13 protein-coding genes are annotated in these 12,866 nt (G+C 68.9%); 12 read left to right on the top strand and 1 reads right to left on the bottom strand.

What is annotated here, in order from left to right; genetic code table 11:
* Positions 1 to 7 precede the first annotated feature (7 nt).
* Complete coding sequence (locus E0H50_RS41585) at positions 8 to 658, top strand: GNAT family N-acetyltransferase (RefSeq protein WP_165547480.1); 651 nt, start codon at positions 8 to 10, stop codon at positions 656 to 658.
* Here E0H50_RS41585 and E0H50_RS41580 read toward each other — a convergent pair.
* Positions 596 to 1,138 carry a CGNR zinc finger domain-containing protein gene (locus E0H50_RS41580; protein WP_131296728.1) on the bottom strand — a complete coding sequence of 181 codons (543 nt, stop codon included), beginning with the start codon at positions 1,136 to 1,138 and terminating at the stop codon, positions 596 to 598. The genes E0H50_RS41585 and E0H50_RS41580 overlap by 63 nt on opposite strands.
* A 112-nt stretch (positions 1,139 to 1,250) precedes the next feature.
* Here E0H50_RS41580 and alr point away from each other — a divergent pair, with 112 nt between their 5' ends.
* The 11 genes from alr (at position 1,251) to E0H50_RS41525 (ending at position 12,863) form a co-directional block, all read left to right on the top strand.
* The gene (gene alr, locus E0H50_RS41575; RefSeq protein WP_131296726.1) at positions 1,251 to 2,387 is read left to right on the top strand and encodes an alanine racemase; all 1,137 of its coding nucleotides are present in this window, start codon (positions 1,251 to 1,253) and stop codon (positions 2,385 to 2,387) included.
* Positions 2,384 to 3,349, top strand: a complete 966-nt coding sequence (locus E0H50_RS41570; RefSeq protein WP_165547479.1) for a D-alanine--D-alanine ligase family protein — start codon at positions 2,384 to 2,386, stop codon at positions 3,347 to 3,349. Before alr ends, E0H50_RS41570 begins: the two co-directional genes overlap by 4 nt.
* Positions 3,346 to 3,969 carry a M15 family metallopeptidase gene (locus E0H50_RS41565; RefSeq protein ID WP_131296721.1) on the top strand — a complete coding sequence of 208 codons (624 nt, stop codon included), beginning with the start codon at positions 3,346 to 3,348 and terminating at the stop codon, positions 3,967 to 3,969. The genes E0H50_RS41570 and E0H50_RS41565 overlap by 4 nt, the downstream gene beginning before the upstream one ends.
* Before the next feature lie 218 nt (positions 3,970 to 4,187).
* On the top strand, positions 4,188 to 5,048 hold the full coding sequence (locus E0H50_RS41560; RefSeq protein WP_131296719.1) for a phosphotransferase: 861 nt from the start codon (positions 4,188 to 4,190) through the stop codon (positions 5,046 to 5,048).
* Between the two features lie 75 nt (positions 5,049 to 5,123).
* The gene (locus tag E0H50_RS41555) at positions 5,124 to 5,618 is read left to right on the top strand and encodes an NAD(P)H-dependent oxidoreductase subunit E (protein WP_165547478.1); all 495 of its coding nucleotides are present in this window, start codon (positions 5,124 to 5,126) and stop codon (positions 5,616 to 5,618) included.
* Positions 5,615 to 7,147, top strand: coding sequence for a formate dehydrogenase beta subunit (locus E0H50_RS41550; RefSeq protein WP_131296717.1), 1,533 nt, complete (start codon positions 5,615 to 5,617; stop codon positions 7,145 to 7,147). The genes E0H50_RS41555 and E0H50_RS41550 overlap by 4 nt, the downstream gene beginning before the upstream one ends.
* Positions 7,144 to 9,966 (top strand): formate dehydrogenase subunit alpha, encoded by a 2,823-nt coding sequence (fdhF, locus tag E0H50_RS41545; protein WP_131296715.1) that lies wholly within the window; start codon positions 7,144 to 7,146, stop codon positions 9,964 to 9,966. The genes E0H50_RS41550 and fdhF overlap by 4 nt, the downstream gene beginning before the upstream one ends.
* Positions 9,963 to 10,184, top strand: a complete 222-nt coding sequence (locus tag E0H50_RS41540) for a formate dehydrogenase subunit delta (protein ID WP_131296713.1) — start codon at positions 9,963 to 9,965, stop codon at positions 10,182 to 10,184. The genes fdhF and E0H50_RS41540 overlap by 4 nt, the downstream gene beginning before the upstream one ends.
* Before the next feature lie 149 nt (positions 10,185 to 10,333).
* The gene (locus E0H50_RS41535; protein ID WP_202868571.1) at positions 10,334 to 11,530 is read left to right on the top strand and encodes a molybdopterin molybdotransferase MoeA; all 1,197 of its coding nucleotides are present in this window, start codon (positions 10,334 to 10,336) and stop codon (positions 11,528 to 11,530) included.
* Positions 11,518 to 12,375 (top strand): formate dehydrogenase accessory sulfurtransferase FdhD, encoded by an 858-nt coding sequence (gene fdhD / locus E0H50_RS41530; protein WP_131296708.1) that lies wholly within the window; start codon positions 11,518 to 11,520, stop codon positions 12,373 to 12,375. The genes E0H50_RS41535 and fdhD overlap by 13 nt, the downstream gene beginning before the upstream one ends.
* Positions 12,372 to 12,863: an SRPBCC family protein gene (locus tag E0H50_RS41525; protein ID WP_131296706.1), complete on the top strand. Its 492-nt coding sequence runs from the start codon at positions 12,372 to 12,374 to the stop codon at positions 12,861 to 12,863. The genes fdhD and E0H50_RS41525 overlap by 4 nt, the downstream gene beginning before the upstream one ends.
* Positions 12,864 to 12,866: the final 3 nt, after the last annotated feature.

The following is a 12,866-nucleotide window of genomic DNA, read 5'->3' as shown; positions in this document are numbered from 1 at the left end:
TGGCGTCATGATGAGGCGATGGCTGGAAGGCTGGCGGCTGTGCCGCGGCCTGGCGCCGGTGATCGAGTACGACGACGCGTACGCCGCCGTACTGCGACTCCCCGGGCGCGACCGCGAACTGTTCACCCGCACCGACGACCCGACGACGCTGGACCGGCTGGCGCGGAACCTGCCCGCGGACACCTGGCTGACCGTCACCACGCAGCACGGCGCGGAGATCGCCCGCCGCCTGGCCGCTGCCGGGACGCAGCCGTTCGAGGAACAGAAGACGCTGATGTCGATCGACCTGCTCGCGCACCCGCGCGCGACGGCTGAGGCCTCGACGGACGGCCCGCTCGAGTACGTGAAGGTCCTGGTGGACGGCACCGTCGCGGCGCACGGCATGGTGGCGATCGTCGGCGATGACGCGGTCATGCACGACATCCAGACCGTTCCGGCGTACCGGCGACGGGGACTCGGCAGCGTGGTGATGGGCGCGCTGGCCGGACGAGCGCTCGAGCGTGGGGCCCGGACGGGACTGTTGATGGCCACGACCGACGGCTTCCATCTCTACCGCAAGCTCGGGTGGTCGCGGGAGGCCACCATGGTCACGGCGTCAGGAGGTGCGGGCCCGCGCCCGGTGAGCGGCGACCTTGGCGCGGTTCTGACACGCGGTTGAGCAGAACCGCTGGTTCCCGTTTCGCGTCGAGTCCAGGAACAAGTCGTCGCACCGGTCGGCCCCGCACCGGCGGAGCCGTTCCGCCTCGTCGCTCCCGAGCAGCGTCGCGACGGCGGTGGCGAATTCGGCCAGCCAGCCGTTCGCGTCGTCGGGGCTGCCGAAGTGCAGGTGCCACGGCGCTCCCCCGTCGCGGGTCAGCTGCGGCGCGGCCTTGGTGTCCTTGAGCAGCGCGTTCACCAGTTCGACGGCCCGATCGACGGCGGGGAGGCTGCCGAGGGCGTCGTACAGCGTTTTCCCGCCGATGGCATAGTCGGCGGGATCGACGGCCGGCGGGCGGTTGGTGGTCAGCCGCAGGATGGCGTCGACCGCCGCCGCGTCCGGCGGAACCGCTGGGCGACCCTGCCGCTCGGCGGATCCGAAGCTGTTGGCCAGCGCGATCGCGGCCTGCAAGGACGCCTGCAGATGATCGGTGGCTTGCACCCGCCCAGTATCGCTCATTCTTGTGGAGGAGGTCCGTCATACCAGGGTCGTAGGCAGACATCCGTCCGCACTCCGATGATCCCGATCGTTGCCAGAAACAACAATGACGGGTATGACCCTGGTTCAGTCCCGCCACCGCCCGGCAGCACGTGGGATCACCGGACTGTCGGAGGCCGTCGTCGACCTGTCCGCCGTCCGCGACAACGTCCGCAGCTTCAGAAAACGTGTTCCGCAGCAGGTTCTGGCGGTCGTGAAGGCCGACGCCTTCGGGCACGGCGCCGTACCGGTGGCCCGGGCGGCTGTCGAGGCCGGCGCGACCTGGCTCGGCGTCGCGCACGCCGACGAAGCGCTGCAGTTGCGCGCGGCCGGACTGACCGTCCCCATCCTGACCTGGCTGTACGACGCAGGAGAACTCGTGCTGCTCGGCGATCTGGACGTCGACGTCAGCGTCTCGACGGTCGCCGAACTGCAGCATGTCGTCTCCATTCCGTCCGTCCACTCCGTGCACCTCAAGCTGGACACCGGTTTGCACCGGGCCGGCAGCGCACCGGATCAGTGGATCGAGCTCACCCGAACGGCGGCGCACTACGAGGCGCTCGGCGCCGTCACGGTCCGCGGGATCTGGTCGCACCTCTCGCACGGCGATTCCGCCGACGCCGTGCAGAGCGGGCGGCAACTCCAGCTCCTGCGGACCGGGGTGGGTCTCGCGCACCGAGCCGGCCTGCGGCCCAGCGTCGTCCACCTGGCCAACTCGGCCGGGGCGATCACCCTCGACGCACCGGACACGAGCCTGGTCCGGATCGGCGCCGGCCTGTACGGGATCGACGAACTGGGGATCGGGTTGCGGCCGGCGATGCGGCTGCTGAGCAAGCTGACCCAGGTACGGCGGATCCGCGCCGGCGAAGGGGTTTCGTACGGGCACGACTTCGTGGCGGACCGGGACACCACGATCGGGCTGGTTCCGATCGGGTACGCCGACGGTGTCCCGCGAGCCGCCGTACGGCAGGCGAGCGTGCTGTGCCGCGGCGTACGGATGCCGGTGATCGGACGCATCGCGATGGACCAGTTCGTCGTCGACGCCGGTGACCTCGGGGTCGAGCCCGGCGAACCGGTGACGATCTTCGGCGACGGCTCCCACGGCGAGCCGACCGCCGCCGAATGGGCCGAATGGGCCGGCACGATCCCGCACGAGATCTACTGCGGCATCGGTTCCCGGGTGCGCAGGACGTACGAGGAGGGGGAGCGATGAAGGTCGCGGTGGTGATGGGTGGGGCGAGTCCGGAGCACGATGTCTCGCTGGCCAGTGGCAAGGGCATCGTGAAAGCGGTCGAACTGCTCGGCCACATGGCGATCCCGCTGGTGATAGATGCTGACGGCAACTGGTTGGACGGGCAGCACGAGGCGATCGAGATCCTGCAGGCGTGCGATGTCACGATCCCGGCGTTGCACGGCGAGGGCGGCGAGGACGGCAGCCTGCAGGGTTTCCTCGACCAGCTGCACGTCCCGTACGTCGGCAGCGGGATCGCCGCCAGCGCGGTCGGGCTCGACAAGCGCCTGACCAAGGCGGTCCTGAAGGCCCACGGGATCCCGGTGACTCCCGGTGTCACGCTGCGCGGCGCCGAGCTGACCGACACCGAAGCGGCACTGCAGAAGCTGAAGGTAGCCGGACTGGACTTCCCGCTGTTCGTGAAACCGGCGAACGGCGGCTCGAGTTTCGGCGTGACCCGCGCGACGAACCTGCCGACGCTGCTGGCCGCGATCGCGGAAGCCGCCGCGTTCGGTCCGCAGGTCCTGGTGGAGCGCGAGATGGCCGGTCGCGAGATCGACCTCGCGGTACTGGAGTTCCCGGACGGACGGGTGGAGACCGCGCCGGCGCTGGAGATCCACGCGGACCCGGAGCAGCCGTTCTTCAACGCGACCGCGAAGTACGACAGCAGCGCCACGCGGTTCGTCGTACCGGCCCGCATCGATCCAGAGCTCGCGGTGCGACTGCGGCGTACGGCGATCGATGTGTTCGAGGTACTCGGCTGCGAAGGGTTGGCCCGGGTGGACTTCTTCGTACCGCGCGACGGCGAGCCGGTCGTCAACGAGATCAACACGTTCCCCGGATTCACACCGGCATCGCAGTTCCCACGGATGTGGGCCGCGGCCGGCCTGTCGTACGCCGAGGTCGTCAACACCTTGATCCGTACGGCGGTGGCGCGCGCATGACCGTCCTGCTGAGCGACGACCGCATCACCAGCATCCCGGCAATCGAGAACGGCGAGCGGTTGGTCGACCTGTACACGCGGGATCTGGCGACGACCGGCCGCCAGTTCGCGCGGGAGACCGTCGCGGACCGACTCGCGCTGGCCGACACGTTCTTGCCGGTGGGCATCCGTCTGCAGGTCGTCGAGGGACTGCGGCCGGTCGAGAGCCAGCAGGAAATCTGGGACGGGTACTGCTCGGAGCTCGAGCGGCTTCATCCCGGGATCTCCGTGGACGACGTACACGTGCTCGCCAGCCGCTTTGTCTCGCCGATCGAGGTCGCCCCGCATGTGGCCGGTGCGGCGGTCGACCTGAGGCTGATAGGCGCCAACGGCCCCCTCGACCTGGGCACCCCGATCGACGCCACCCCCGAACAAAGCAACGGCGCCTGCTTCTTCGCAGCCACCAACATCACCCGCGAGGCCCGCACGAACCGCTCACTGCTCGCCGACGTACTGTCTGCCGCCGGCCTGGTGAACTACCCAACCGAGTGGTGGCACTGGTCCTACGGCGACCGCTACTGGGCCTACACCGAGAACCACCCCGCCGCGCTCTACGGCCCACAATTCGGCTCTTGTGACTGATGTGCGGCCCCGCGCCACCGAACCCACCACTCGCTGCACCCGACCGACAGCGGCAACCGGGAACAGGCAATGGTGACTGAGGACACGTAATACCAGGTGCCTACCCACCATTGCCTGTTCCCTGATCCCGGACCGAGTTGATCGCCGCCCACACATCGGACAGGGGAGCCCACAATTCCAGTCGCCCGAGCTGCACCAGCTCTGCTAGACAAGGCAACATGGCGGCGCTGACGGCAACCTATGTGCACGAGGTACTCCGCCGGGATCTCGACGCCTCCGGCTGGCAGGTGTCTGAGCCGCTGGGGAGCCTGGGCACCACCAGGATGGCGCAGCGGGGGCAGGATGCGGTCGTGGTGAAGCTCGTCGACACACCGCTCGACATCATGACGCGGCTGTCCGAGCTCGGTGTGACTCCACCGGTCGTCGCAGCAGGCGAGCACAAGCGCGTGCGGTACATGATCCAGCAGGTCGTCTCCGGGCCCCATCCGGATCATGACTGGTTCGGATCCCATGTCGCGGAGTGGGCCGAGATGGTTCGGTGCTATCTGGACGACATACCGCTCCGGCAGATGCTCGCCACTGTCCCTGGCCGATGGCGAGTGACTGTGGATGACGCGGTGACGTTCTTCGATGACGCTCCAGCGGCCCGATCCGCGGCGCTTCAGGAAGCGAGCTTTCAAGCGGCGTTCAAGCTCTGGCAACAGCAGTCCGAGGCAATCGTCAGGCTCCCGCTGCGTCCGATCCACCCGGACCCGCATTGGAACAACTACGTCATCGCTGCCGGCCGGCCGTACCTCATCGATTGGGAGCACATCGACCTTTCGGATCCGATGCGGGATGTCGGCTACCAGGTCTGGGGCTTTCTCCGGCAGCGGCGATGGGTGGAGTTTCTCGAAGGCGTTGGACTGAGCGATGCCGGCAGTCTCGAGGCGGCGGTCTGCTGGTGGGCCGGTTTCAAGGTGCTGATGAATGCCTTCTGGAACGACAGCCAGGGCGACGAGCGTGGCGCAGCGTTCCACGCGGAGCTCTTCCGTGCTGCCGTCGAACAGCGCCCTTGGGTCGACCATCTGACCCGGTAGTTGATAGCTGGTGTCTATCAGCTGATAGGCAGCATTGCTTTGACCGGGATGGATTGGCGACGGAATGTTGTATACATGACGAGTGAGGTCGTGGCCGCCGCCCCCGTCCCGGTTCCCGGGCGTGCCCAGCGCGTGCGGGAGATCGCGGAGGAACTGCGCGGTCTTCGCGGTGCGCTGATACCGATCCTGCATGCGGTGCAGGAGGAGTTCGGGTACGTCGACCAGCCCGATGTCGCGGTGATCGCCGACGTACTGAACCTCGCGGTCGCCGAAGTGCACGGCGTCGTCACGTTCTACAAGGACTTCCGGCGTACGGCGGCCGGCCGCACGACCGTCGCGATCTGCCAGGCGGAGGCGTGCCGTTCGGTCGGCGCGGTCGAACTCGCCGAGCACGCGCGACGCACCATCGGGTGCGGGTTCGGCGAGACGACGTACGACGGTCGCGTCACTCTCGAAGAGATCTACTGCTTCGGCAACTGCGCCCTCGGCCCAGCCGTCCAAGTCGCCGGCAAACTCCACGGCCGCGTAACCCCCACCCGCCTCGACGCGCTGCTGGGAGAAACCCGATGACACCTGAGCCGCCTTCCCACGTCACCCGCGTGTTCGTCCCGCGGGACTCCGCGGCCTGTTCGGTCGGGGCGGATGAGGTCGCGGAGCGGATCTCTGCTTCCGGTGCGGTGGAGGTGGTGCGGACCGGGTCGCGGGGGATGTTGTGGTTGGAGCCGTTGGTGGAGGTCGAGACGGCGGCTGGGCGGATCGGGTACGGGCCGGTCGCGCCGGAGGAGGTCGACGGGCTGATCGCGGGCGGGATGCTCGATGGTGCGGGTGACTCGCTCGGGTTGGTGGAGGAACTGCCGTGGATGAAACGGCAGCAGCGATTGACGTTCGAGCGGGTGGGTGTGGTCGATCCGCTGTCGACCGCGGACTACGAGACCCACGGCGGTATGAGTGGGTTGCGCAAGGCGCTCACGATGGCGCCGGCCGACGTGGTCGAGACCGTCGTGGACTCAGGCCTGCGCGGACGGGGCGGGGCCGGGTTCCCGACCGGGATCAAGTGGCGGACCGTGCTCGGCGCCGAGGCGGACATCAAGTTCGTGTGCTGCAACGCGGACGAGGGCGACTCCGGCACGTACGCGGACCGGATGCTGATCGAGGGTGACCCCTTCACCCTGATCGAGGGCATGACGATCGCGGCGTACGCCGTCGGCGCCGCGGAAGGCTACGTGTACCTGCGCTCGGAGTACCCGGACGCGGTCGCCACGCTCACGGACGCGATCGCGCGAGCGCGCGACGAAGGCTGGTTGGGGCCGGACATTCTCGGCTCAGGGTTCGGCTTCGACCTGCACGTCCGGGTCGGCGCGGGTGCGTACATCTGCGGCGAAGAAACCTCGATGCTGGAAAGCCTGGAAGGAAAACGCGGCATGGTCCGCGCGAAACCTCCGATCCCTGCCCTGGAAGGGCTTTTCGGCCGCCCGACCGTCGTCAACAATGTGTTGTCCTTGGCAACCGTTCCGACGATTCTGGCGAACGGGGCCGCGGCGTACGCGGCGTACGGAACTGGCCGCTCACTCGGCACCAGCGTCTTTCAGCTCGGCGGGAACGTCGCCCGCGGCGGCATCGTCGAGACCGCGTTCGGGATCACGCTCGGCGAGCTGGTGAACGACTTCGGCGGCGGTACGTCGTCGGGTCGGCCGGTGCGGGCCGTGCAGGTCGGCGGTCCGCTCGGCGCCTATCTCCCGGTCGAGCAGTTCGACCTGCCGATGGATTACGAGGCGTTCGCCGCGGCCGGCGCGATGGTCGGGCACGGCGGGATCGTGGTGTTCGACGAGACCGTGGACATGGCGGCGATGGCGCGGTTCGCGTTCGAGTTCTGCGCGGCCGAGTCGTGCGGCAAGTGCACGCCGTGCCGGGTCGGCGCGGTCCGCGGCGTCGAGACCATCGACCGGATCGTCGCCGACGAGGACCGCACGCAGAACCTGGTCCTGCTCGAGGACCTGTGCGAACTGATGACCGACGGCTCGCTCTGCGCCATGGGCGGCCTCACCCCGATGCCAGTACGCAGCGCCGTCCGCCATTTCGGAGAGGACTTCACCGCATGAGCCTGCTCAAGGAACCTGACTTCGGTACGCCGGCGCGCGCCGGTGCGGCCACGATCGAGCTGACCGTCGACGGCGTTCCGGTGAAGGTCCCACCCGGTACGTCGGTGATGCGCGCGGCGAAGGAGGCGGGCGTCGACGTACCGAAGCTGTGTGCGACCGACAACCTGGAGGCGTTCGGGTCGTGCCGCCTGTGCGTGGTCGAGATCGACGGCGTGAAAGGTACTCCGGCCTCGTGTACGACGCCGTGCCGGGACGGCATGGTCGTCCGGACGCAGAACGAACGGCTCGGGAAGCTGCGCCGCGACGTGATGGAGCTGTACATCTCCGACCATCCGCTCGACTGCCTGACCTGCTCGGCGAACGGCGACTGCGAACTGCAGGACATGGCCGGCGTCACCGGGCTGCGCGAGGTGCGCTACGGCTCCGGCGTCGAGGCCGGCGCGAACCACATGGACCTGCCGACCGACACCTCCAACCCGTACTTCGACTTCGAGGCGTCCAAGTGCATCGCGTGCTCGCGGTGCGTGCGCGCGTGTGACGAGGTTCAGGGAACGCTGGCGCTGACGATCGAGGGGCGTGGGTTCGATTCCAAGGTCGCGGCGGGTGCCGGGGTGTCGTTCTTCGAGTCGGACTGTGTGTCCTGCGGCGCCTGTGTGCAGGCCTGTCCGACCGCCACGTTGCAGGAGAAGTCGGTGGTCGAGCTCGGGATGCCGACCCGGACCGTACTGACGACCTGCGCGTACTGCGGTGTCGGGTGCTCGTTCAAGGCCGAGCTCCGGGGCGACGAGCTGGTCCGGATGGTGCCGTACAAGAACGGCGGCGCGAACGAGGGCCACTCGTGTGTGAAGGGCCGGTTCGCGTTCGGGTACGCCTCGCACCCGGACCGGGTGCTGGAGCCGATGGTCCGGAACACGCTTTCGGAACCGTGGCGGAAAGTCTCCTGGGACGAGGCGATCTCGTTCACCGCGCGCCGGCTCCGGGAGATCCAGACCGCGCACGGCCAGGGCTCGATCGGCGCGATCACCTCGTCGCGGACCACGAACGAGGAGGTGTACGCGGTCCAGAAGATGGTCCGCGCGGTGTTCGGAAACAACAACGTCGACACCTGCGCGCGGGTCTGCCACTCGCCGACCGGGTACGGGCTGAAGCAGACCTTCGGGGAATCCGCCGGAACACAGGATTTCCGTTCCGTCGACTCCTCCGACGTGATCCTGGTGATCGGGTCGAACCCGACCGACGCGCACCCGGTGTTCGCCTCCCGGATGAAGCAGCGGATCCGCGCCGGCGCCCAGCTGATCGTGATCGACCCGCGGCGGATCGACCTGGTCCGGTCGCCGCACATCGAGGCGGCGTACCACCTGGAACTCGCGCCCGGGACGAACGTCGCGATCATCAACGCGCTGGCGCACGTGGTGGTCACCGAAGGCCTGGTGGACCGGGAGTTCGTCGCGAGCCGGTGCGAGGACTTCGAGACCTGGGAGACGTTCATCGCGCAGCCGGAACACAGTCCGGAAGCGGTTTCCGAAATTTCCGGCGTACCGGCGGAAAAGATCCGGCAAGCGGCCCGGCTGTACGCGACCGGCGGGAACGCGGCGATCTACTACGGTCTCGGCGTCACCGAGCACAGCCAGGGCTCGACCATGGTGATGGGGATGGCGAACCTCGCGATGGCGACCGGCAACATCGGCCGGGCGGGCGTCGGGGTGAACCCGATGCGCGGACAGAACAACGTGCAGGGCTCGTGCGACATGGGTTCGTTCCCGCACGAACTGCCCGGGTACCGGCACGTGTCGAACGAGGACGTCCGCGACATCTACGAGAAGTTGTGGGGTACGCCGATCCTGAACGAGCCCGGGTTGCGGATCCCGAACATGTTCGACGCGGCGATCGAGGGCTCGTTCAAGGCACTGTTCGTGCAGGGCGAGGACATCGCGCAGTCCGACCCGAACACGCAGCACGTGTTCGCCGCGCTGGGTGCGCTGGAGTTGCTCGTCGTCCAGGACCTGTTCGTCAACGAGACCGCGAAGTTCGCGCACGTGCTGCTGCCGGGGACCTCGTTCCTGGAGAAGGACGGCACCTTCACGAACGCGGAACGGCGGATCAACCGGGTGCGGCCGATCATGGCCCCGCGGACCGGGAAGCAGGAGTGGGAGATCATCTGCGAGATCGCGCAGGCGATGGGGTACCCGATGCACTACGACTCGGCGGCGCAGATCATGGACGAGATCGCGATGACGACGCCGACGTTCATGGGGGTGTCGTTCGGCAAGCTCGACGAGCTCGGGTCGATCCAGTGGCCGTGCAACGTCGAGCACCCGGCGGGGACGCCGATCATGCACGAGGACGAGTTCACCCGCGGCAAGGGGCGGTTCATGGAGACCGTGTACGTGCCGACGTCGGAGCGGTCGACGCGGAAGTTCCCGTTGATCCTGACCACCGGGCGGATCCTGTCGCAGTACAACGTCGGGGCGCAGACCCGGCGGACGGCGAACGTCGCGTGGCATGCCGAGGACGTGCTCGAGATCCATCCGCACGACGCCGAGGTGCGCGGCATCACCGACGGGGACACGGTCGCGTTGTCGAGCCGGGTCGGGCGGACCGAGCTGCGCGCGACGATCTCGGACCGGATGCCGGTGGGCGTTTGCTACACGACGTTCCACCATCCGGTGAGCGGCGCGAACGTGGTCACCACGGAGAACTCCGACTGGGCGACCAACTGCCCCGAGTACAAGGTCACCGCGGTCCAGGTCGACCTGATCCCGGAGCCGCTCGCCGACGAGTCCGCCCGTGAGCCCGTCGTTGCCGGCGGCAATCGATGAGCGGCGGCGTACCGTCGTACGTGCGGTTGGCGAACGAGATCGCGGCCCAGTTCGCGCACCGCCCACCCGCGGAGGCCGCCACCGCTATCGCCAACCACATGAACGCCGTCTGGGACCCGCGCATGAAGCAGGCCCTGATCGCCCACGCCGCCTCCGGCGCCACCGACCTCGACCCAGCCGCGGCCCTGGCCGCCCAGCAACTCCAGGCCCGCGCATGACCCAACCCGACACATCCAAGCCGGATGGGTCACCCGACGTGCGGGATCGGTTCGACAAGTGGGGGCCGGTCGGAGAGGGTGGGCCTGTGGAGGACAGGCCTGGGCGTACAACTGCTGAAGGCCGTGCCGCGAGGGCGCGGCGGGATCTGATGGCGTGGGACGTGGCTCGGGCGTTGGCGCACGCGGCGGCGCGACCGGGAGCGGTCGTGCGGCGTGGGCTGGACGAGGCGGACGGGTGTGTGCTGGCCACGCCGTTGGTGTCGCCGGTCGCGGTGCCGCCGGTGGATCGGGCGGCGATGGACGGGTACGCCGTGCGCGGCGCCGGCCCGTGGCGCGTAATCGGCCAGGTGAAGGCCGGGACCGCGGACCCTGGCGAGCTGGCAGACGGCGAAGCAACCGGCATAGTCACCGGCGCAGCAGTCCCCGCCGGAACAACCTCCATCCTCCGCTCAGAAGACGCGATTGTGACGGGCGCGCGGTTGGAGGGGCCGGCTGAGGACGGGCGGCATATTCGGCGGGCGGGTGAGGAGTGTCGGGCTGGGGATCAGCTGTTGCCGGCTGGAGTTGTTATCGATCCGGCGGTCCTGGGGCTCGCGGCGACCGTCGGGCTCAACCGACTCACCGTCATCCCGCCACCCACCGTCGCAGCCCTCATCACCGGCGACGAACTGGTCCGTCAGGGCCCGTCGTCCCCCGGCCGAGTGCGCGACGCCATCGGCCCCATGCTCCCCGGCCTGATCACCAGAGCCGGCGCCACCCCAGACACCACCACCCCAGACACCACCACGCCAGACACCACCTCGGTTCGGCATTTGGGGGATTCGTTCGAGGGGTTGGTGGGGGCGTTGCGGGAGACCCGGGCGGATCTCATTCTCGTGTCCGGTTCCTCTGCCTCGGGGCCGGCCGATCATCTCCGGCCGGCTCTCAACGCGCTTGGGGCCGAGATGATCGTCGACGGGGTTGCCTGCCGTCCCGGCCACCCGCAGGCGCTCGCGCAACTACCGGACGGACGCCTGGTGATCGGCCTCCCGGGCAACCCGTTTGCCGCCCTAGTCGCGTTCCTGACGCTCGGAGTCGCAGCCATCACCCGAATGCGCGGTCTCCCGCTCCCCGAGCTCACCAACATCGCGGTCCCCGGTGGCCTCCCCTGCCACCCCACCAGCACCCGGCTCGTCCCGATCCGCCTCACCCCACAAGGCGCCGTACCAGTCGGCCACGGCGGCGCCGCAATGCTCCGCGGCCCCGCCTCCGCCGACGCCCTCGCCGTCGTAGCCCCCGGCCCCAGCGAGGCCATCGCCGCCCGCCTCCTCCCTCTCGATCCCGGGTCCCGTCCATGGGGCGGCTGATCGCCCGGCGGCCGGTGGTGAGGGTCACCCCGGCCGGCAGTCGCTCCAGGCCGGACTCGATCGCGGTCGAGGAGCCGCTCGAGTTGCGGGTCGACGGGAAGCCGCTCGCCGTGACGATGCGGACGCCCGGACACGATGTCGAGCTCGCACACGGTTTCCTGCACACCGAAGGCGTGATCGGAAATGCCGAGGAAATCCGCGACGCACGGTACTGCGACTCCCGCGACGACGAGGGCCGCAACACGTACAACGTCCTCGACCTCGGTCTCGCGCCCGGCGTACCCGCGCCCGTGACCGGTGTCGAACGCAACTTCTACACGACCTCGTCCTGCGGCGTCTGCGGCAAGGCGTCCCTCGACGCGGTCCGCACCAAGACGCGCCACTCCCCGGCCGCCGACGACGTGACGATCAGGTACGACGTACTCGCGACCCTCCCCGACGCGCTCCGCGCCAGGCAGCAGGTCTTCGACCGGACCGGCGGACTGCACGCGGCCGGTCTGTTCACGCCGGCCGGCGAGCTGCTCGTCGTTCGCGAGGACGTCGGCCGCCACAACGCCGTCGACAAGGTCGTCGGCTGGGCCCTGCTCAACGGCCGCATCCCGGCCCGCGGCCTGATCCTGATCGTCTCCGGCCGGACCTCGTTCGAGCTCGCCCAGAAGGCGGTGATGGCCGGCATCCCGATCCTCGGCGCGGTCTCGGCCCCCAGCTCCCTCGCCATCGACCTCGCGGCCGAGTCCGGCCTGACCCTGGCCGGCTTCATCCGCAACGGCAACCTGAATCTCTACAGCCATCCCGAACGTGTCAATGTCGAGGACGCCGAGGTGCACACGACGTACCGGTCATGAACGACTACGGAGTGACCGGTGCGACCACCGGCGTCGAGGTACTGATCAAGCTGCCGATCCACAAGGTCTGGTCCGGCATCACCGCGATCGACAGGTACGGCGAGTGGAGCCCGGAGTGCATCTACGGCGCCTGGCTGGAGAAGGACGTCCGCTTCGAGGCACGAAACCGTTTTCCGAACGGGTTGGAGACCTACGTGACCTGCACGGTCACCGTCCTCGAGCAGCCGAGGCGGTTCGGGTGGGACGTGTACGGCGACGAGTCCGTCCCGTTCGCGCACTGGGAGTACGAGTTGGAGGACCGCGGCGCCGAGACCCTCGTGCGTCAGTCGTTCACCCACGGGCCCGGCAACAGCGGAATGCGGATGCACGTCGTACAGCACTCGCACCGGGCACCACAGGCCATCCAAGGCCGGCTCGACCAGCTGTCGGCGAACATGCGCACCACCCTCGCCGCCATGGAGTCGGCACTTGACCCTGACGTGGCGTGAGGC

The sequence above is a fragment of the Kribbella sindirgiensis genome (assembly GCF_004331435.1).
Lineage (GTDB): Bacteria > Actinomycetota > Actinomycetes > Propionibacteriales > Kribbellaceae > Kribbella > Kribbella sindirgiensis.
Note: the sequence above shows the minus strand (reverse complement) of the source record. Positions and strands in the feature narration are given on the sequence as shown.